Below are 20,164 nucleotides of genomic sequence, written 5' to 3' on the forward strand. Positions count from 1 at the left end.
AGACCTTGCCCGGTGCCCGCCGGGCATGAGCACACTCAGCGAAAGCTTCCTGACAGCGGGCGGGCTGGTGCTCGCCGGTGATCCACAACTGCTGAACATCGTGTCGCTCAGCCTGCAGGTCAGCCTGACGGCCGTGTTTCTCGCGTCCTGCATCGGCCTGCCGATCGGCGCTGCGGTGGCGGTCGGGCGCTTTCCCGGTCGCAAGCCGCTGACCGTCATCCTGAACGGCCTGATGGGGTTGCCGCCGGTGGTGATCGGGCTGCTGGTCTACCTGCTGCTGTCGCGCGCCGGCCCGCTCGGTTCATTCGGGCTGCTGTTCACGCCGACCGCGATGGTGATCGCGCAGGTGGTGCTGATCACGCCCATCGTCGCCGCATTGTCACGCCAGATCGTCGCCGACGCATGGCGCGACTACGAAGAACAGCTGCGTTCGCTCGGTGCCTCGACGCCACGTGCCGCCTTCACCCTGCTGGTCGATACCCGCTTCTCGCTCAGCACGGCGGTGCTGGCCGGACTCGGCCGGGCGGTGGCGGAGGTCGGTGCGGTGATGATCGTCGGCGGCAACATCGACGGCGTCACCCGCGTCATGACCACCAGCATCGCGCTCGAAACCAGCAAGGGCGACCTGCCGCTGGCGCTGGCGCTCGGTTTCATCCTGATTGCCATCGTGCTGCTGCTCAATGCGCTGGCGCACGCGGTGCGCGAATGGGCGGTGCGTCGTTATGGCTGACGCGCTGCTCACGCTCGACGCACTGCGCTACGACGCCGGCGACCGCACGCTCATCCGCGACGTGTCGCTGCGACTCGAAGCAGGGCGACGCACGCTCATCCTCGGTCCCAACGGCGCCGGCAAAAGCGTGCTGATGCGTCTGATGCACGGGCTGATCGAACCGAGCGCCGGCCGCATCCTGTGGAACGGAGGCAGTGGCCGCCCGGCGCAGGCCATGGTGTTCCAGCGGCCGGTCATGCTGCGGCGCAGTGTCCTCGACAACGTCATCTATGCGCTCGATCTGGCCGGCGTGCCGGCAGCTGCGCGCCGCGCGCGCGCGCTCGACGTGCTCGAACGCGTCGGTCTGACCGCGCTGGCCGACCGGCCGGCGCGCGTGCTGTCCGGCGGCGAGCAGCAGCGCGCAGCGCTGGCCAGGGCCTGGGCGCTGCGCCCGCGCGTGCTGTTCCTCGACGAGCCGACCGCCAGTCTCGACCCGGGTGCAGCGGCCGAAGTCGAGCGGCTGATCCGCGTCATCGCCGACGAAGGCTGCAGCATCGTCATGGTCACCCATCACCTCGGTCAGGCACGTCGCCTCGCCGACGACATCGTGTTCGTCGACGCCGGGCGCATCACCGAACACACGCCAGTCGCGGAATTCTTTGCGTCACCACGCTCGGCCGAAGCCGGGCTGTACCTCAGAGGAGAGCTTTCATGGACCTGATCCGCCGTTCCTTCATCGCCTCCGCGGTGGCTGCCGCCCTCGCGATGGGTAGCCCGTTCGCCGGCGCAGCAGACCGCTTCATCACCGTGTCGTCGACCACCTCGACCGAACAGTCCGGCCTGTTCAAGCATCTGCTCCCGGCGTTCCAGGCGAAGACCGGCATCGAGGTGCGCGTGGTCGCGCTGGGCACCGGCCAGGCGCTGGACATGGCACGCCGCGGCGACGCCGACGTCGTGTTCGTGCATGACAAGGTGGCGGAGGAGAAATTCATCGCCGAGGGCTTCGGCGTGAAGCGCCAGGAGGTCATGTACAACGATTTCATCCTGATCGGACCGAAATCGGACCCGGCCAAGGTTGGTGGCGGCAAGGACATCACCGAAGCACTGAAGACGATACAGGCGGCGCAGGCGCCGTTCGTATCGCGCGGCGACAAGAGTGGCACGCATGCCGCCGAGTTGCGGCTGTGGAAGGCGGCTGGCGTCGACCTCGACGCGGCGAAGGGCGCCTGGTACCGGGACACCGGCTCCGGCATGGGCCCGGCGCTCAACACCGCGGCATCGATGAACGCCTACATCCTGGCAGACCGCGGCACCTGGCTGTCGTTCAAGAACCGCGCTGACCTGACCGTGTCGGTCGAGGGCGACAAGCGCCTGTTCAACCAGTACGGCGTGATCCTGGTCAATCCGGACAAGCACCCGCACGTGAAGAAGGCCGACGGTCAGGCCTTCATCGAATGGGTGGTGTCGGCCGACGGCCAGGCCGCCATCGCCGACTACAAGATCGACGGCCAGCAGCTGTTCTTCCCGAACGCGGTGAAGTAGGGCGCTGCCGATCCGGGACGGGGGTGTTGGGCATCGCTGCGCTCACCCCAACCTACGATGGGGGCGGGGTGAAGGAGTGGATGTTGGGCATCGCTGCGCTCACCCCAACCTACGGTCGTTGCCGGGGCGGGCGTTTCGATCGCCTGACATCGTTTCGCTCAGCCCGACCTGCGGCGGGTAGCGGGAGCGAGGTGCTGGCGGGGTCGTAGGTTGGGGTGAGCGCAGCGATGCCCAACAAATCACACGACCCGGTCGCTCCCAACGTCGCGAAGGTCCCGCATCCAGCCCAGACCGGCCGTCGTGTTGCCGGCCGGCAGGTATTCAGCGCTGACCCAGCCGGTGTAGCCGATGCGATCGAGCCAGTCGAACAGGAAGGGGTAATTGATCTCGCCGCTGCCCGGTTCGTGGCGGCCGGGGTTGTCGGCGATCTGCACGTGGCCGATGCGCGCGAGCTCGCGTTGCAGCGTGCGGGCGAGGTCGCCTTCCATGATCTGCATGTGATAGACGTCGTACTGCAGCTTCACGTTCGGCTCGCCGACCCGTTCGATCAGCGCCAGCGTTTCGGCCGATTGGTTCAGCAGGAAGCCCGGCATGTCGCGGGTATTGATCGGTTCGATCATCAGTTCGATGCCCTCGCGCGACAGCGCGCGCGCAGCAAAGCGCACGTTGCGTTCCATCACGGCCAGCAGCGCCGCGCGGTCCGCGTCGTCCGGCGCCAGACCGGCCAGGCAATTGATGCGCCGGCAACCCAGCACGCGCGCGTAGTCGAGTGCCTGCCAGACGCCCGCTTCGAATTCATCCACCCGGTCCGGAAGGCACGCGATGCCGCGCTCGCCGGCAGCCCAGTTGCCGGGGGGCAGATTGAACAGGACCTGTTCGAGCTGGTGGGCCTGCAGTTCGCCGGCCAGTGCCCCGGCCGGCACACCGTACGGAAAATGGCATTCGACACCAGTGAAGCCGGCGCCCGCGGCGGCGGCGTAGCGCGCGACGAAGGGCTGCTCCGTGAACAACAGTGACAGGTTGGCGCAGAAGCGGGGCATGTGACGTCATTTCAGGCGAAGGCACGATTCTAATTGGCGGCGGACATGCGTTGTCCGGTCGCGCGGAGTATCGTCTGCGGCTTCGCGTATTTTCGCCCGGCCCCGTTCATGCCCGCACACACCACTCACGGCGACGATCCGCATGCCCTCGCGGAATGCATCGCCACGCATGATTTCTGCTTCCTGCCGGCCGACCACACGAAAAACGGTCTGGCCAGCCTCGAAGCGGGCTGGAACAGCGACTGGGACCGTTTTGCCGCCAGCTGGGGCTCGCTGGAGCGCGATACCTACATGGCGGACGGCGGCCGCTACCGCCGCCGGCGTTATGCGGTGCTGAGCGCGCCGGCCGACCGCCTAGACGCGGTGCTCGAGCCACATCAGCCGCATTACCAGAGCCTCGACTACAACAACCTGAATGGTGGCGTCGCACGGCATTTCGCACCGATCGCGCCCGAGGTGATGCAGGGGGCGACCATGCAGACCGCGATCCGGCTGGGTCTGGGCGTATTCCAGCGCCTGCATCCGAGCGCAGCGGCGCACATCGAGGTGCACCAGTTCCGCATCGAGGCGCTGCCCGACGGGGCCGGCAAGCCGACACCGGAAGGCGTACATCGCGACGGCGTCGATTTCGTGCTGGTGATGATGGTGCGGCGTGAGAACGTCGAAAGCGGCACCACCGAAATCTTCTCGCCCGAAGGCGATCCGCTGGACAGCTTCACGCTGACCGCGCCGTGCGACGCGGCGCTGGTGAATGATCAGCGCGCGCTGCACGGTGTCACGCCCATCCATCCGCTGGACCCGTCGAAACCGGCCTGGCGGGATGTGCTGGTGGTGACCTACCGGCGCGCGACGCGCTGAGCGCGTGTCGGCGAAGTTTGCCGACTGGCAATACCAGACATCGAAGTCATCGGCCGGCATGGGTCGGCCGACGTGACAGCCCTGCGCCTCGTCACAGCCAAGGCGGATCAGGGTCTGGCAGGTGTGCTTGGTCCCGACGCCCTCGGCAACTCCCTTCAGGCCGAAGGGTTGCGCCAACTCGATCGTTGAACGCACGATCAGATGGTGGAGGGCGTCCGTCCGGTCAGTTCATCCTTACGGCACGGACTGCGCTGGATTGAAGAACGGTCGTCATTTTCCCGCACTGCAGCGCAGCAATCGCCTTTGCCGGCAAGCGGGTCGCCGAAGCCGCAAGTAAGAAAGCGGCTCGCATTCAGGTCGTGTAGGTACCGGACGCGTGTCGACCTCGGTCCACTGATCGCGGCGACCCATCGGAAACGACTGAAAGGAAGCGCATGAAGCGCGCTCGCAGGATCTGGCTCGAAGCATTGCTGGTGAACAGCTTTCCGGCAGCGCTGTGCGCGGCAACGTCTGCGCACGCTGAGTGGCCCTCCGAAGGGCTGTCCGGCTTCGGGATGCCCTACGACGCCTTTGACACGATGCCCGCCCGCGAGTTGAACGTAACGGGCGGCGTCATCCGGCTGGCCATTGCGAGCGATCTGCCGGCAACGCAGCGTGCCGTGATCGAGGGCTGGGTGAGGCACAGCGCCCGCGCGATCGCCGATTTCTACGGACGCTTCCCCGTGCCGCACACCCGGTTGCTGTTCATTTCTGCCGACGGCAACCGGATCAACGGCACCACCTGGAGCTACAGTGGCCCGGCCATTCGCATCCCGATCGGCCGCTCGATCACGCCGGCGACGATGCTGGACAGCTGGGTGCTGATGCATGAAATGGCACATCTGGCGTTGCCTTCGCTGGCCGACGATCAGGTATGGCTGGAAGAGGGGGCCGCCACCTATGTCGAGTCAGTCGCACGGGTACGCATCGGGCAATCGACGCCGGCAAGCATCTGGGCCGGCTTCGTTCGCGGCATGCCGCACGGCCTGCCGCAAGCGGGAGATGAGGGGCTGGACCGCACGCACACCTGGGGTCGGACCTATTGGGGCGGCGCGCTGTTCTGTCTGCTGGCCGACATCGCCATCCGCGAAACCACCGGCAATCGCCACGGCCTGCAGCATGCACTGCGCGGCGTGCTTGCTGCGGGGGGGTCGATCGAACAGCGCTGGCCGGTCGAACGGGTGCTGTCTGTCGCCGACGCTGCCACCGGGACCGCCGAATTGGCCACGCTTTATGCGCAGATGAAGGACGTGCCGGTACAGGTCGATCTACCCGCACTGTGGGCAACGCTGGGGGTGAAGTCGGTCGGCGGAACAGTCCGGCTGGATGATGGTGCACCTCTGGCGCATATCCGACGGGCCATCACGGCGGCGTGAGTGGCACCAAGTTTCAAGCGAAGCACGTGCCATCTCGCGTGCAGTCACCTCGGGAATCAGCGGTCGAGCGCTTCCTGGAGCAGGGCATGGAACCGCTTTTCGTCTGGCGCGGTGTCGAGGCACTCTATGGATCGGTCGAATCGGCTCCAGGCGGGCGCACTGCGGGTCCATACGTTGATCTGCGGCCAGAAGATATCCGGGTCATCCAGGCTGCCGGCCCACAGACCCTGCAGGTCGGGCACCAGATCGGCGAGGATGAACAGGTTCGAGCCACAGTCGCCACACAGACCGCGACTGACCAGGCGTCCGCTTTCTGCGTGCAGCGAGGCATAGCGCGCGGCAGGACCCGTTATCGTGAGCGCAGTTTTCGGGACATACATGACCGGACAGTAGGCCGCGCCACTTGCACGCTGACAATCACGACAGTGACAGTTCCAGGAAAACAGCGGTCTGGCGGCACATTCGTATCGGATGGCGCCGCACGAGCAGCCGCCGGCAAACGGTGTAATCACGTCATCTCCTTTTCTTGTTGTCGGGCCCCCGGATGTCGGGCCTGCCAAGGTGTGTTTGCCGAATGCCTTGGCACTGGGTCGGTGCGCGACGCAGTGCAGTCCTGGCGTCTGAACGGCCATGCGCTGTAAACACACTCCAGAAACAAGATAGGCGACGGCGCGCCTGCTTTCCAGAATCGTCGAGGCGCTGCCTCAGGCCGCGGGTGAAACGAAGGCCTGCCTTACAACTTCTGAAAACAGTAATTTTCAGAACATCAGGATTCGGAACGTGGGTGCCTGCAGAACCCTTTCAGCCCGTTCAGCTTCGCTTGCCAGAGGTTTCCGCACCGTCGTCGAAGACTGCCGGACGCCCGGCCTTCGATTGCACCTTCAGGTGCAGCGCAGCCTTGGCCATCAGATTGGCCGATACCGGCGCGGTGATGAACAGGAACAGCGTGATCAGCAATTCCGGCACGCCGAAACGGCCGCTGGCCCAGCTGTAGACCATCGCGGCGATCAGCACACCGCCAACGCCCAGCGTCGTGGCTTTGGTCGGTGCGTGCAGACGCATGAAGAAATCACCGAAGCGCGCGAGGCCGATGCCGCCGACCAGCGTGAACAGCGCACCGATGATGAGCATCAGCGATATCAGCGCGTCGACCAGTGGATGCAAAGTATCCATATATGTATCCCTTACTCGATCACGTCGCCGCGTGTGAGGTAACGCGCCAGCGCCACCGTCGACACGAATCCCAGCATGGCGACGATCAGCGCCGCCTCGAACAGCAGTTCGGTCTGCTGGCGGATGCCCAGCAGCACGACCAGTGCCACCACATTGATGTAGAGCGTATCGAGCGCCAGCAGGCGGTCGGTCACTTCCGGACCACGGAACAGGCGGAATGCGCACAGCAGCATGGCCAGTGCGACGGCGGCGACGGCGATGTCGAGAGCCAGCGGCATCATTCGAAAATCTCCCGCAGCGGTCGTTCGTAACGGTTCTTGATATCCTGCGCCATCGCGGCCGGGTCACTGCAGTCGAGCGCATGCACCAGGATTTCGTGGCGGTCCTCGTCAATCACGCAGGACACCGTACCCGGTGTGGTCGTGATGACGGTCGCCAGCAAGGCGATGCCATTCGGGTGCCGGATGTCGAGTGGCACCGGTACCCAGGCGGGCTGTGGTTCGCGCGCCGGATTGAGCACGATTTTCGCGACCGTGATGTTGGACACCACGATGTCCCACAGCACGATGCCGGTGAAGCGCACGACGGTCGCCCACGACGAAACCTTCACCTGCGGCCCGAGAAAACCCGCCAGTGCGCGCGGCAGCAGCAGCGCGAGCACGGTGGCGGTGATCAGCTGCGGCACGGCGAACGACTGCTGCAGCAGCAGCCAGCTGGCGGCGATGATGGCCGACATGAAAGGGTGCGCCAGCCAGCGCTTCGGGTGGGATGTTCCGGTCGCCATCACGGCTCTCCTTCCGCGCCCTGCCCGGCCGGTACGCCTGCCGCCGGTCGCGGGAAAACATAGGGCCGCGTGGTGTCGACGCCCTCGCCGCCCAGCACGCCGAGCGCGTAGGCGCGATGGTCGGTCAGCTGTGCAGCCGCGGCATCGGTGTAGCGCTTCAGCGGATCGGCCAGCACGGTCATCGCAACGCCGCCAATCAGCAGTGCGATCGTAGCGAGCACAAGCTTGCTGCTCGCACCCGCCGAGGTCCCGGTGCCGGCCAGTTCAGGGCGTGTGCTCCAGAACAGCAGACTGCCGGCGCGCGCCAGCCCGACCAGCGTCAGGAAACCGACCGACAGTACGACGATCCAGATCCACACCTGCGCATCGTGACCACTGGACGCCTGCAGCACCATCAGCTTGCCGATGAAGCCGGGCAGCGGCGGCAGGCCGGCGGCCGAGGCGGCGGCCAGCAGCAGCATCAGACCAAGCAGCACCGGTTGCGCCACCGGTGCGCCGGGCTCGAGCCGGCTGTCGGCGTCGCCGCGTTGCGAAGCGACCAGTTCGACCAGCAGGAACAGTGCGGCGATGACCAGCGTGCTGTGCGCCATGTAATACAGCGCGGCGGACCAGGCCGCCGTGCTGAACAGGCCGAGCGACGCCAGTATCGTGCCGACCGACGCGATCGTGAGATAGGCGACCAGACGCGGCAGGGTCTGCGCGGCCAGCGCGCCGAATACAGCCAGCGTGCTGGTGCCCAGGGCCAGCGGCAGCAACCAGGGTTCGACCACCAGCGCCGAGGCGCCACCGTCTGCACCGAAGATGACGCCGTGCACGCGCACGATGCTGTACACGCCGACCTTGGTCATCAGCGCGAACAGTGCCGCCACCGGCGCGCTGGCTGCGGCATAGGTCGCCGGCAGCCAAAGGTAGAGCGGCAACATGGCTGCCTTGACGCCGAACACGACCAGCAGGATGAGTGCAGCGGCTTTCAGTACCAGCGTCTCGTCGCCGGTGACCAGCGGCACGCGCTGCGCCAGATCGGCCATGTTCAGCGTGCCGGTGACCGCATAGATCAGCGCCACGCCGATCAGGAACAGCGCCGACGCGGCGAGATTGATCGCCACGTAGTGCACGCCGACACGGAAGCGCTCCCTGCCCTGGCCATGCACCAGCAACACGTAGGAGGCGATCAGCAGCACTTCGAAAAACACGAACAGGTTGAACAGGTCACCGGTGACGAAGGCGCCGCACAGACCCATCAACTGGAACTGGATCAGCGCATGGAAGTGCCGGCCGTGACTGTCCCAGCCGCCGCTCGCGTACAGCAGCACCGGCAGCGCGACCGCCTGGGTGAGCACCAGCATCAGGGCCGACAGCCGGTCGACCACCAGCACGATGCCGAACGGCGCCGGCCAGTCGCCCACGCGATACACGCGCAACTCGCCGCCATGCGCGTCGAGTGCAAGCTTGAGCGCCAGCAGCAGGCCGAGGGTGACCGAGGCCAGGGCGATGCGCCGCGCCAGCACCAGGCGTTCGCGGCTGTCGCCGATCAGCACCAGCAGCATCGCGGTGAAGGCGGGCAGCAGCACGGTGAGCACCGGCAGATGCGGCGAAATCAGGCTGGCAAGGCTCATGCGCCGGGCTCCTTGCCATCGACCTGATCGGTACCCGACTCATGATGGCTGCGCAGCGCCAGTTCGATGACGAAGCCGGTGGTGGCGAACCCGATGACGATGGCGGTCAGCACCAGCGCCTGCGGCAGCGGATCCGCGATCACCTCGCCGTTGCCGATGATGGGTGGCGCACTGGTCCACAGGCGGCCCATCGCGAAGATGAACACATTCACCGCATAGCCGATCAGCGTCAGGCCGAGCACGACCGGAAAGCTGCGGCCGCGCAGCATCAGGAACACGCCGCAGGCGGTGACCCAGCCGATGCCGCTGGCGACCAGGAATTCCATGCTCACATTCATCCGTGATTCTCCTTGCTGGCGGCGCCGAGCACCGACAGCATCAGCAGCGTTGCGCCAACCACGGTGATGTACACCCCGAGGTCGAATACCGCGGCGCTGGCCAGTGGCAGTTCGCCCAGCACTGCAACCGTCGGGTGTCCGTGTGCGCTGGTCAGGAAAGGTTTGCCGAACACGAAGGCGGCGACACCGGTCAGCCCGGCGATCGCGAGGCCGCTGCCGATCCAGCGGCTGAAACGCCGCCCGGCCGCGCCATGCAGCACCGATTCGGCACGCGCCTGACCGAGCGCCATGAACTGCAGCACCAATGCCACGGCGGTGACCAGCCCGGCGATGAAACCGCCGCCCGGCAGGTTGTGCCCGCGCCAGAATATGTAGGCCGACACGACCAGCGCCAGCGGCAGCACGATGCGCGCCGCCACGCGCAGCAACAGCGGCTGCTGTTCGAAGGTCCATGCACGCCCGGCCGTATCGACGGTCGGCCGCTTCACGCGCAGGCCGTCGAGCAGCGCCAGCGCACCCAGCGCGGCAATGCCAAGCACGGTGATTTCGCCGAAGGTGTCGTAGCCGCGGAAGTCGACCAGGATGACGTTCACCGCATTGGTGCCGCCGCCGCCGGGCAAGGTGTTGTCGAGGAAGAACCAGGAGATCGAAGCGTGGTCGCGCGTCAGCATCAGCCAGGCCAGCGCCGCCACGCCGCCCCCGGCTGCCAGCGCCAGCGCGGCGTCACGGCCATAGCGCAGCGACGTCGATTCGCGCGGCGAGGTCTGCGGCAGCAGCGCAAGTCCCATCAGCAGCAGCACCGTGGACACCACTTCGACCGACAACTGGGTCAGCGCCAGATCGGGCGCCGACAGTGCGACGAAGGTGAGCGCGGTCACCATGCCGACGACGCCGGTCAGCACGACCGCCTGAAAGCGTGCGTGGTGCGTCCACACCAGTGCCGCGCCCGCCGCGAGCAGAAGTGCCCACACGACGATGGCCAGCGGCGGTGCGTCGAGCAGCGTGCGGCTGCCGGCTTCCGGCAGTCTGTCTGCGGCGCTGAAAGGCGCCATGGCCAGTACCAGCACCAGCAGCACCATCAGCGCGAGCGAGCGCTGGAGTGAGCCGTTCTCGATGCGGTCGGTCAGCCGGCCGGAAAAGGCGAACAGGCTGTCCGTCAGGCAGGTGAAGCTGGCCTTGCCGGACCAGCGCTGCGGCGTGTAGCCGGGCAGACCGAACGATTTCTGCAGCGTGAAATACAGCGCCAGTCCGCCCGCCACGGCGATGGCGCTCATCAGCAGCGGCAGGTTGAAGCCATGCCAGATCGCCAGGTGATACTCGGGCGGCGCAGTACCGAGCAATGCGCTGGCGGCGACCTGCACCAGAGGGCCGTAGGTCACGGCCGGCAACACACCGACGACGACGCACAGCACGGCCAGCAGCGCGACCGGCGCCAGCATGCCGATCGGCGGGTCATGCGGGTGCGCGTCCGGCGGCAGATCCTTCGGCGCGCCATTGAAGAAGGTGGCGTGCACCAGCCGCACCGAGTAGGCCATCGAAAAGATGCCGGCAAGCGTGGCGATGACCGGTACGGCCACGCCCCACGGTAGCGTCGACTCGGCTGCTTCGTGGAAGAACATTTCCTTCGACAGGAAACCGTTGAACAGCGGAATGCCGGCCATCGCCGCAGCAGCGGTCATTGCGAACGTGGCCGTCCAGGGCATCAGCCGGTACAGCCCGCCGAGACGACGCAGGTCGCGCGTACCGGTTTCATGGTCGATGATGCCGGCGCTCATGAACAGCGCCGCCTTGAAGGTGGCGTGATTCAGGATGTGGAACACGGCGGCCACCGCCGACAGCGGCGAACCCAGCCCGATCAGGAAGGTGATGAAGCCGAGGTGGCTGACCGTCGAGTAGGCGAGCAGCGCCTTCATGTCGTGCTTGAAGATTGCCACCCACGCCGCGAAGGCAACGGTTGCAAGCCCGAAACTGGCCACCACGCCCTCGAACAGGTCGGTGCCGCCAAGCGCCGGATAGAGCCGCGCGAGCAGGAACACGCCGGCCTTCACCATGGTGGCCGAATGCAGGTAGGCCGATACAGGCGTCGGGGCCGCCATCGCTTCCGGCAGCCAGAAGTGGAAGGGCACCTGCGCGCTCTTGGTGAAGCAGCCGACCAGTATCAACCCGAGCAGCAGCGGGTACAGCGGGTCGGCCTTGATGATGTCGCCGCGCGTCAGCAATTCGCTCAGTTCATAGGTGCCGGCAACCTGGCCGAGCAGCACGAAACCCGCCAGCATGACCAGACCGCCGCCGCCGGTGACTGCCAGCGCCATGCGCGCACCGGCCCTCGCTTCTTCCTTGTGCCCCCAGTAGCCGACCAGCAGGAAGGACGACACACTGGTGAGCTCCCAGAACACCACCAGCAGCATGATGTTGTCCGACATGACCACGCCGAGCATGGCTGCCATGAACAGCATCAGCAGCGTGTAGAACTTGCCGGCCGGGTCGGATGCCGCCAGATAGAAATGGGCGTAGATGACGATCAGCAGACCGATGCCGGTAATCAGCAGCGCAAACAGCAGGGCGAGGCCGTCGAGCCGCCACCCGATGGACAAGCCGAGCGACGGCACCCAGTCGGTGTGCGCGATCAGCGTCTGGCCGGCAAGTATCTGCGGCGCGAGCGACAGCAACAAGGCCAGCGCGGCGACTGTGACGCCGCCGGCCGCCAGGGCGGTCAGCGTGCGGCGGGCGGGCGAATTGTCGCGGCCCAGGCCGAAACACAGCAGGGTGCCTGCCAGCAGGGGCAGCAGCACTATCGTGGCAAGTGGATTCATGGGCGCTGCGAAGTCGGGCTACGTCTGTCCGGCCGAAGAATAACCTTGTTTGATCCGAGTGCTCCGATGGGCGGAGCGCTCGACAGGCTCGAGTCATTGTCGAATCGGGATGATCGTATCCCTGACTGACGCGAACCTGACCCGTGCAATCGCCGGTTGGTTCCGCAGGCCGGTTACCATCCGGCTGCCCTGCCCTGCAACGTTGTCCGCCCGATTCCGCCATGAGTGACGAAAGCGCACTGCCCGAACTGCCGGTTCCGATCCGTCCGCTGGACGAAGTCACCGTGCCCGCCGCGCTTGACGGTCACGACGGCATCAACCGCGCCGATGTGGCGCGGCTGCAGATCAGTGCCTCGAACGACGTCGACGCCATCCGCTGCTTCCTGACCGAGTACGAACAGTCGCCCGGCACGCACCGTATCTACCAGCGCGAGTGCGAGCGGCTGCTGCTGTGGTCGCTGATCGAATGCGGCAAACCGTTGTCCAGCCTGAACCGGCAGGACTTCGAGGGCTATCTGCACTTTCTGGCCGATCCGCAGCCGGCGAAGCTGTGGTGCGCACCCAAGGTGCCGCGCGTGAAGCCCGCGTGGCGCCCCTTCGTCGGTCCGCTGTCGGATTCGGCGGTGCTCACGTCGATCGCGGCGATCAACTCGCTGATGGCCTATCTGGTCGACGCCGGCTATCTGTCCGGCAATCCGCTGGGCCTGATCCGGCAGCGCCGGCGCAAGCTGAACATGACGGCGACCGGACCTGCCCAGGTCATCGCGCAGACCGAGGAAATGCAGAAGATCGAGCGCTTTCTCGACGCCGAAATGTGGCACGCGGTCACCCGCGCCATCGAGGCCCTGCCGCGCGAGACGGAGGGCGAACGCGACGAATACGAGCGCGCGCGCTTCATCGCTGCCCTGCTCTACATGCTGGCACCGCGTGCCGGAGAGCTGGAATCGCATCGCATGAACAGCTTTCGCGAGGAGCGCGGCCGCTGGTGGTGGCATGTCGTCGGCAAGGGCGGCAAGCAGGCCAGGGTGCCGGTGGCCGACGACATGGTGCATGCGCTGGTGCGCTACCGGAAGCATCTGGGGCTCAGCGCGATGCCGAAACGCACCGACCTCACGCCCTTGCTGGTGTCGATCAAGGACCGCAGCCCGATCACCGCACGCCGGTTGAACCAGATCCTGAAGAAGCTGTTCAACGCCGCCGCCGACCTGCTGCCCGAGGTCTCGGAACACAAGCGCGAAAAGCTGCGCGCCGCCTCGGCGCACTGGGGACGCCACACCGGCATCACGGCCAAGCTCGACAGCGGCATGAACGAGCGCTTCGTGCAGAAGGACGCCCGTCATACCGACGCGCGCACGACGCAGCGCTACATCCACGAAGAGGAAGAACGCTGGCATGACGAGGCGCAGAAACAGCAGTTGCCCTGGGCAAACCTGTCAGATGAGGAGACGCTGAAGAAGCCCTGATGCATGGGCAGCGAAAAAATTCTCCGGGTGAAGTAAGCATCGCGATGCCACCCGGGTCTAGTGGCGGGAGAGCGCAATGCGCGGGCCATCGGCCGGCGGGTGTTGTTCTCGCACAGACCCACACGGGCACACGCCCACATACACGCCCATTACCCAGGAGAATATGATGTCGACAATGAATTTCGGTGCTTCGATTGCTGCCGCTGCCGCTGCGCTCGCCCTGTCCGGTTCGGTTTTTGCCGCGGATGCCCCGGCAGGTTCGAAGGGCATGGCCATCGGTGCCAGCGACAAGGTGCATTGCTATGGCCTGCATGCCTGCAAGGGCAACAGCGACTGCGCCACCGCAGAGCACAGCTGCAAGGGACAGAATGCCTGCAAGGGCCACGGCTTCAAGGGTGTTCCGGCCAAGGACTGCCTGACCCAGGGCGGCACCATCGGCGATCTGGTCGCCAAGTAAGCCGACGCCTCAGCCTTTGCACCCCGCCGTTCGCGAAACGTTCACATGCCCGCCAAAGGCATGTCGCCCGGTCGCGAACGGTTTTCCATTTTCCGCGATGACGCCGGTGGACAGGACTGCCCCCATGACTACCTTGACCCGTGAATCACCCGGATTCGGGCTGGGATTGCGCCCTGCCCACTACGCCGCGCTGCTCGAACAGCGGGCGCCGCTCGACTGGCTGGAAATCATCTCGGAAAACTTCATGGTCGACGGCGGCAAGCCGATGGCGATGCTGGACCGGCTGCGCGCCGATTACCCGATGGCCATGCACGGCGTGGCGCTGTCGATCGGCTCCGACGAACCGGTTGATCGCCACTACCTCACCCGACTGAAGGCGCTGGCCGATCGCATCGATCCGCTGTGGATTTCCGATCACATCTGCTGGACCGGCATCAACGGCCGCAACTCGCATGACCTGCTGCCGCTGCCGTACACCGAAGCATCCGCCCGCCTGCTGGTGAGCAAGATCGGTCAGGTACAGCACGAACTGGGGCGCCGGCTGGTGCTCGAGAATGTGTCGAGCTATCTGGGCTACGGCATGTCGGATGCGACCGAGTGGGATTTCATCCGCGCGGTGGCCGACGAGGCGGATTGCCTGCTGCTGCTTGACGTCAATAACATCTATGTCAGCAGCGTCAATCACGGCTTCGACGCGCTCGACTTCCTGCACGCCATGCCGTCGAACCGCATCCAGCAGATTCATCTGGCCGGTCATTCGACGCATGACGACCATCTGGTCGATACGCACGACCATCCGGTGTGCGAAGAAGTGTGGGCGCTCTATGACATCGCCTGCGGCATGTTCGGCAACGTGGCGACCATGATCGAGCGCGACGACCACATTCCGGAACTGCCCGAACTGCTGCGCGAACTCGACCGCGCCCGCCGCATCGCGATCCGCGCCGAGCACAGCGCACCGTTCGAAAGGGCAGTGGCATGAGCGCGCTCGCCAGCCTGCAGACGCAGTTCATCGATTACCTGCACGACAGGCCGAACGACTTTCTGGATGCGCTGGCCGACGCCGGCGGTCTGGGTAAGGCCGACCGCGCGCACATCTATTTCAATGCTTACCGGCTCCGCCTGCTCGACACGCTGAAGGACAGCTTCGACAAGACCTGGGCGTGGCTGGGCGACGATCGCTTCGAATCCACGGCGCTGGCCTGGATCGCCGACCACCCGCCACGCCACTTCAGCCTGCGGCCCTTCGGCGACAGCTTCGCCGACTGGCTGGGTGCGGTGTGGCCGGACGACCCGGAAGTGTCGGAACTGGCCCGGCTCGACTGGGCGATGCGGCAGGCCTTCGACGGAACCGACGCCGAACCGGTCACCGGCGCAACGCTGGCCGGCTTCGACGACGACGACTGGGCGCAGGTGGTGTTCCGCCTGCACCCGACCGCGCAATGGCTGGGCGTCACGCGCAACACGCTGGATCTGTGGCATGCGATGGACCGCGGCGATGCCCCGCCACCGGTCGAAGTACTGGAACGGCCGGGCCATCTGCTGGTATGGCGCAAGGGCTTCCAGCCGCACTTCCGTTCGATCGGCGACGATGAAGCAGCCATGCTGCAGGCGATGGCGTCGGGCACGCCCTTTGCCGCCGCCTGCGAATCCGTAGGCGCTGAAGATGCCCGCACCCTGATCGGCGGCTGGCTGGCGCGCTGGCTCGACGACGAATTGCTCGTCATCAGCCCGAACATGCCCTGACGGTCGGCGCGGGATACCCTGCGGGCGGCCGTCAGATCACGCCCTGCGCCAGCATGGCGTCGGCCACCTTGACGAAGCCGGCGATGTTGGCACCATCGACATAACTCAGGCGGCCATCCGGTCGCTTGCCGTACTGCAGGCAGGCGGCGTGTATGCCCTGCATGATGTGCAGCAACCGGGCATCGACTTCGTCTCGCGTCCACGACATCCGGATCGCGTTCTGGCTCATTTCCAGACCCGAGGTAGAGACACCGCCGGCGTTCGATGCCTTGCCCGGCGCATACAGCACGCCGGCCGACTCGAAGGCGCGCACCGCTTCCAGCGTCGACGGCATGTTGGCGCCTTCGGCCACGCACTTCACGCCATTGGCGATCAGCGTGCGGGCGTCGCGCTCGTCCAGTTCGTTCTGCGTCGCACACGGCAAGGCCAGTCCGACCGGAACCTGCCAGGGGCGCACACCCGCTTCGAAATGCGCGCCGACCTGCTTCGCGTAATCGCTGATGCGTCCATAGGCGCGGTTCTTCACGTCCATCAGGATGGCCAGCTTCTCCGGCGTGAAGCCGTCCTCATCGATCACCGTGCCGGCGGAATCCGACGCCGTCACGACGCGCGCGCCGAAGGCCATCGCCTTTTCGATTGCGTACTGCGCGACGTTCCCCGATCCGGACACCGCGACGCGCATGCCGTCCATCGACTGGCCTGCATGGCACAGCATTTCCTCGGCGAAATACACCGTGCCGTAACCGGTCGCCTCCGGCCGGATCAGCGAACCGCCGAAACTGAGGCCCTTGCCGGTGAATACGCAGTCGGCGCGGTTGCTGAGCTTCTTCATCATGCCGGCCATGAAGCCGACTTCGCGGCCACCGACGCCGATGTCGCCCGCCGGTACGTCGGTGTCGGAACCGATGTGACGGAACAGTTCCGACACGAAAGCCTGGCAGAAGCGCATCACCTCACCCGGGCTGCATCCTTTCGGATCGAAGTCCGAACCGCCCTTGCCGCCGCCCATCGGCAGCGTGGTCAGCGCGTTCTTGAAGGTCTGCTCGAAGGCCAGGAACTTCAGGATCGACAGATTCACCGACGGATGGAAGCGGATGCCGCCCTTGTACGGACCGATGGCCGAACTGTGCTGGATGCGGTAGCCGCGATTCACCTGCACATCGCCCTTATCGTCCACCCAGGACACGCGGAACATCAGGACGCGCTCGGGTTCGACCAGCCGGTCGAGCAGCGCGTGTTCGGCGTAACGCGGATGCGTTTCGATGTAAGGCCACAGGCTTTCCATCACTTCCGTCACCGCCTGCAGATATTCCGGCTGCCCAGGGTTGCGGCTGTCGACGTGCGCGATGAAAGTTCCGAAATTGCTGTGTTTCACTCGTTTCTCCAGGAAGAGGCCGGACATCCGATGCACCAAGGGCGCGCATTCTGAGGTAAATCAGGATATTCCGCACTTCTTTGGTGCGAAATCACCTGGCATCGTCTGCGTTGACCTTGCCACGGCCGGCTGATCTTTTCGCACTGCAGCAGTGCATGCAATGGCGTGTCCTCCACAAAACAGCTTTCCTGCACATGATCGGTGCAATCCTTCAGTCATGAACGCCTTACTCTGGTGCGTTCTTTGCTTTTCGCACCGCCACGGTGAATCGTGGAGGAATCATGGAAAGTTTCAAGACATCGACCGATGTGCTGTTCGTACTGCTCGGCGCCATCATGGTGCTGGCGATGCATGCCGGTTTTGCCTTTCTCGAAGTCGGGACGGTCAGACGCAAGAATCAGGTCAATGCCCTGGTCAAGATTCTGGTCGATTTCTGCGTATCGACCCTGCTTTACTTCTTCGTCGGCTACGGCATCGCCTACGGCGTCAGCTTCTTCGGCAGCGCGACCGCCCTGACCCAGTCGAGCGGCTACGACCTGGTGAAGTTCTTCTTCCTGCTGACCTTTGCGGCCGCCATTCCGGCGATCGTGTCCGGCGGCATCGCCGAGCGCGCGCGCTTCTGGCCCCAGGTGGCGGCCACGGCGATGATCGTCGGCCTGCTCTACCCGTTCTTCGAAGGCATGGTGTGGAACGGCAACTTCGGTTTCCAGTCGTGGATGGAGGCGCAATTCGGCCATCCGTTCCATGATTTCGCGGGTTCCATCGTGGTGCACGCGGTCGGCGGCTGGATCGCGCTGGCCGCAGTGCTGCTGCTCGGCGCCCGGCGGGGGCGCTATTCGCGCGACGGCGGCATTTCGGCGCATCCGCCCTCGAGCATTCCCTTCCTGGCGCTCGGCGCCTGGATACTGACCGTGGGCTGGTTCGGCTTCAACGTGATGAGCGCCCAGAAGCTCGAAGGCGTGAACGGGCTGGTGGCGGTCAATTCCCTGATGGCCATGGTCGGCGGCACGCTGGCCGCACTGATCGCGGGCCGCAATGACCCCGGCTTCACGCACAACGGACCGCTGGCCGGACTGGTGGCCGTCTGTGCCGGATCGGACCTGATGCATCCGCTCGGTGCGCTGGTGACCGGCGCGGTCGCCGGCGGCCTGTTCGTGTGGATGTTCACGCTGACCCAGAATCGCTGGAAGATCGACGACGTGCTCGGCGTGTGGCCGCTGCACGGCCTGTGCGGCACCTGGGGCGGCATCGCAGCAGGCATCTTCGGCACGCAGGCGCTGGGCGGTCTGGGTAATGTGAGCGTCATGTCGCAACTGGTGGGGAGCATCGCCGGCGTCCTGATCGCGCTGATCGGCGGCTTCATCATCTACGGTCTGCTGAAGACGCTCGTCGGTATCCGGCTCGATCCGGAACAGGAGCACGAAGGCGCCGACCTCGCCATTCACCGCATCAGCGCGTCGCCGGAGAGGGAAACGCTGTGGTGATGCGAAGGCCCCTGTAGGCGGGCGGTGACAGCCGGAGGCCCGGGTCGGCGACAGCATGAGCAGGCGGGAGAGCGCACAATCGTGAGGTCTTCCACGGAGCTTTCCCATGCACAGCATTTCCCGCCCTCCTTTTTCCCTGGCGCGACGGACCAACGGTCTGCTGGCCGGGCTGCTTGCGGCACTGACCACCCTGCCCGTCCAGGCCGATCTGCTGCTGGCCACGCGCCAGACGCAGATCGAGCCGGGCCTGCCGCTGACGCTGACGGTGATCTCCACAGCCGGCGAAACGCTGCCTGACGATCTGAAGGCACGCGTCATCGTCGGCGTACGGGCGGCCGACGTCGCGCTGCGCGCCAGTGCCCCGGCGGAGGCCGGCCGGCGCGAGTACGCAGCCGTGTTTCCGACCGATCTCGAAGGTACCGGCCGCATCGAACTGACCAGCGCGGCGTCCAGCGTGCTGCTGGTGCAATTGAAGCCGGCGCCACTGGCAGCCGGCGCCGTGGCCGTCACGACGCCGGACGCAGTGAGGGCCGCGAACGGAGATGCCGCCACCGGCGAGCCGGTCGGCGTCGTGAACCTCGGCCGCAACCGGCTGGGTCTGTCCACACACGAGCCGGTCTATTTCGTGGCCGGTTCGCGCGGTGACACGACGGCGCGCTTTCAGCTGTCATTCAAGTTCCGGCTGTTCGACCCGGACGGCTGGGCGACCGAAATTCCGGTCGGCGAACTGCTGACCGGCCTGCATTTCGGCTATACGCAAACGTCGATCTGGGACTGGAGCAGCGATTCCAAGCCATTCCGCGACACGGTCTACAAGCCGAGCTTCTTCTACGAATTCGGCCCGTACAGGCAGATCGGCTCGCGCCACACCTTCACCGCACAGGCCGGTTACGAACATCAGTCCAACGGTCGCGACGCCGACGAATCCCGCTCGATCGACACCTTGTTCGTCAAGCCGTCATGGCGCTGGGATCTTGACCACAACACCCATGTCGGCGCCTCGCTGAAGGTCTTCGACTACACCGACCGCGACCCGACCAATCGCGACATTTCGCGCTATCGCGGCTATGCGCTGCTCGGCGTCGAGGTGGGCAACGACGACGGCTGGCTGCTCAAGGCAGAAAGCTATCCGGGCAGCCAGGGTTCAATGCAGGTCGACCTGTCATACCGGCTCAAGCGCCTGCTGATCGCGGATGCGGGCGCCGGCGGCTTCCTGCACTTCCAGTACTTCAATGGCTATGGCGAAAGCCTGGTCGACTACAACCGCAGCGGCCCAGCCCAGTTCCGGGTCGGCTTTTCGATCGTTCGGTAAGCGTGTCCTGCGGCGGGCGGGCGCGGCCGATCTCTGCGG

Annotated in this window: 20 protein-coding genes and 1 pseudogene; 11 read left to right on the top strand and 10 right to left on the bottom strand. The window is 65.8% G+C overall.

All coding sequences use genetic code 11. From position 1 onward, the window contains the following. Positions 1-25 precede the first annotated feature (25 nt). Genes NMQ16_RS00900 through NMQ16_RS00910 form a run of 3 tightly spaced genes read left to right on the top strand, consistent with a single transcriptional unit; the run spans position 26 to position 2,251 of the window. Entirely contained in the window at positions 26-730 is a 705-nt protein-coding gene (locus NMQ16_RS00900) for an ABC transporter permease (RefSeq protein ID WP_257078574.1), read from the top strand. Then, a complete protein-coding gene (locus NMQ16_RS00905) occupies positions 723-1,430 on the top strand; it encodes an ATP-binding cassette domain-containing protein (RefSeq protein WP_257078575.1) in 708 nt (235 codons plus the stop codon). Before NMQ16_RS00900 ends, NMQ16_RS00905 begins: the two co-directional genes overlap by 8 nt. Continuing rightward, positions 1,421-2,251, top strand: coding sequence for a substrate-binding domain-containing protein (locus NMQ16_RS00910; protein WP_257078576.1), 831 nt, complete (start codon positions 1,421-1,423; stop codon positions 2,249-2,251). The genes NMQ16_RS00905 and NMQ16_RS00910 overlap by 10 nt, the downstream gene beginning before the upstream one ends. Positions 2,252-2,490: 239 nt before the next feature. On the opposite strand, the gene hyi is transcribed toward NMQ16_RS00910, so the two are convergent. Next, positions 2,491-3,291 (bottom strand): hydroxypyruvate isomerase, encoded by an 801-nt coding sequence (gene hyi, locus NMQ16_RS00915; RefSeq protein WP_257078577.1) that lies wholly within the window; start codon positions 3,289-3,291, stop codon positions 2,491-2,493. Between the two features lie 108 nt (positions 3,292-3,399). Between hyi and NMQ16_RS00920 the strand changes: the two genes are divergently transcribed. Continuing rightward, positions 3,400-4,149: a 2OG-Fe dioxygenase family protein gene (locus tag NMQ16_RS00920; RefSeq protein ID WP_257078578.1), complete on the top strand. Its 750-nt coding sequence runs from the start codon at positions 3,400-3,402 to the stop codon at positions 4,147-4,149. 72 nt (positions 4,150-4,221) lie between these two features. On the opposite strand, the pseudogene NMQ16_RS19310 reads toward NMQ16_RS00920, so the two are convergent. Next, positions 4,222-4,350, bottom strand: a pseudogene (locus tag NMQ16_RS19310) (EAL domain-containing protein); the annotation flags it as partial. 233 nt (positions 4,351-4,583) lie between these two features. On the opposite strand from NMQ16_RS19310, the gene NMQ16_RS00925 reads away from it, so the two are divergent. Continuing rightward, positions 4,584-5,564, top strand: coding sequence for a hypothetical protein (locus NMQ16_RS00925; protein ID WP_257078579.1), 981 nt, complete (start codon positions 4,584-4,586; stop codon positions 5,562-5,564). Between the two features lie 56 nt (positions 5,565-5,620). Here the strand turns inward: NMQ16_RS00925 and NMQ16_RS00930 are convergent, their stop codons facing one another. The 7 genes from NMQ16_RS00930 to NMQ16_RS00960 all read right to left on the bottom strand — a co-directional run bounded on the left by NMQ16_RS00930 (position 5,621) and on the right by NMQ16_RS00960 (position 12,288). Further along, the gene (locus NMQ16_RS00930; protein WP_257078580.1) at positions 5,621-6,076 is read right to left on the bottom strand and encodes a GFA family protein; all 456 of its coding nucleotides are present in this window, start codon (positions 6,074-6,076) and stop codon (positions 5,621-5,623) included. Positions 6,077-6,374: 298 nt separating this feature from the next. Next, positions 6,375-6,737: a Na+/H+ antiporter subunit G gene (locus NMQ16_RS00935; RefSeq protein ID WP_257078581.1), complete on the bottom strand. Its 363-nt coding sequence runs from the start codon at positions 6,735-6,737 to the stop codon at positions 6,375-6,377. A gap of 11 nt (positions 6,738-6,748) precedes the next feature. Then, positions 6,749-7,018 (bottom strand): K+/H+ antiporter subunit F, encoded by a 270-nt coding sequence (locus NMQ16_RS00940; RefSeq protein ID WP_257078582.1) that lies wholly within the window; start codon positions 7,016-7,018, stop codon positions 6,749-6,751. Continuing rightward, complete coding sequence (locus tag NMQ16_RS00945) at positions 7,015-7,521, bottom strand: Na+/H+ antiporter subunit E (RefSeq protein WP_257078583.1); 507 nt, start codon at positions 7,519-7,521, stop codon at positions 7,015-7,017. The genes NMQ16_RS00940 and NMQ16_RS00945 overlap by 4 nt, the downstream gene beginning before the upstream one ends. Beyond that, positions 7,521-9,137: a monovalent cation/H+ antiporter subunit D gene (locus NMQ16_RS00950; protein WP_257078584.1), complete on the bottom strand. Its 1,617-nt coding sequence runs from the start codon at positions 9,135-9,137 to the stop codon at positions 7,521-7,523. Before NMQ16_RS00950 ends, NMQ16_RS00945 begins: the two co-directional genes overlap by 1 nt. Beyond that, positions 9,134-9,475: a Na+/H+ antiporter subunit C gene (locus NMQ16_RS00955; protein WP_257078585.1), complete on the bottom strand. Its 342-nt coding sequence runs from the start codon at positions 9,473-9,475 to the stop codon at positions 9,134-9,136. The genes NMQ16_RS00950 and NMQ16_RS00955 overlap by 4 nt, the downstream gene beginning before the upstream one ends. Further along, positions 9,472-12,288 carry a monovalent cation/H+ antiporter subunit A gene (locus NMQ16_RS00960; RefSeq protein WP_257078586.1) on the bottom strand — a complete coding sequence of 939 codons (2,817 nt, stop codon included), beginning with the start codon at positions 12,286-12,288 and terminating at the stop codon, positions 9,472-9,474. The genes NMQ16_RS00955 and NMQ16_RS00960 overlap by 4 nt, the downstream gene beginning before the upstream one ends. 221 nt (positions 12,289-12,509) lie before the next feature. Here NMQ16_RS00960 and NMQ16_RS00965 point away from each other — a divergent pair, with 221 nt between their 5' ends. The 4 genes from NMQ16_RS00965 (at position 12,510) to NMQ16_RS00980 (ending at position 15,954) form a co-directional block, all read left to right on the top strand. Then, positions 12,510-13,751 carry a site-specific integrase gene (locus tag NMQ16_RS00965; protein ID WP_257078587.1) on the top strand — a complete coding sequence of 414 codons (1,242 nt, stop codon included), beginning with the start codon at positions 12,510-12,512 and terminating at the stop codon, positions 13,749-13,751. Between the two features lie 166 nt (positions 13,752-13,917). Continuing rightward, positions 13,918-14,208, top strand: a complete 291-nt coding sequence (locus NMQ16_RS00970) for a hypothetical protein (RefSeq protein WP_257078588.1) — start codon at positions 13,918-13,920, stop codon at positions 14,206-14,208. A gap of 124 nt (positions 14,209-14,332) precedes the next feature. Continuing rightward, a complete protein-coding gene (locus NMQ16_RS00975; RefSeq protein WP_257078589.1) occupies positions 14,333-15,190 on the top strand; it encodes a DUF692 domain-containing protein in 858 nt (285 codons plus the stop codon). Then, positions 15,187-15,954 (top strand): DNA-binding domain-containing protein, encoded by a 768-nt coding sequence (locus NMQ16_RS00980; protein WP_257078590.1) that lies wholly within the window; start codon positions 15,187-15,189, stop codon positions 15,952-15,954. The genes NMQ16_RS00975 and NMQ16_RS00980 overlap by 4 nt, the downstream gene beginning before the upstream one ends. Positions 15,955-15,985: 31 nt before the next feature. On the opposite strand, the gene gdhA is transcribed toward NMQ16_RS00980, so the two are convergent. Continuing rightward, positions 15,986-17,329 carry an NADP-specific glutamate dehydrogenase gene (gene gdhA / locus NMQ16_RS00985; RefSeq protein WP_257078591.1) on the bottom strand — a complete coding sequence of 448 codons (1,344 nt, stop codon included), beginning with the start codon at positions 17,327-17,329 and terminating at the stop codon, positions 15,986-15,988. 281 nt (positions 17,330-17,610) lie between these two features. Between gdhA and NMQ16_RS00990 the strand changes: the two genes are divergently transcribed. Together NMQ16_RS00990 and NMQ16_RS00995 are read left to right on the top strand one after the other, a co-directional pair. After that, the gene (locus NMQ16_RS00990) at positions 17,611-18,813 is read left to right on the top strand and encodes an ammonium transporter (protein WP_257078592.1); all 1,203 of its coding nucleotides are present in this window, start codon (positions 17,611-17,613) and stop codon (positions 18,811-18,813) included. 106 nt (positions 18,814-18,919) lie between these two features. Continuing rightward, on the top strand, positions 18,920-20,125 hold the full coding sequence (locus tag NMQ16_RS00995) for a phospholipase A (protein WP_257078594.1): 1,206 nt from the start codon (positions 18,920-18,922) through the stop codon (positions 20,123-20,125). The last annotated feature ends 39 nt before the right edge of the window (positions 20,126-20,164 follow it).

Origin of the sequence: Methyloversatilis sp. XJ19-49, assembly GCF_024580145.1 — a bacterium.
Taxonomy (GTDB): domain Bacteria; phylum Pseudomonadota; class Gammaproteobacteria; order Burkholderiales; family Rhodocyclaceae; genus Methyloversatilis.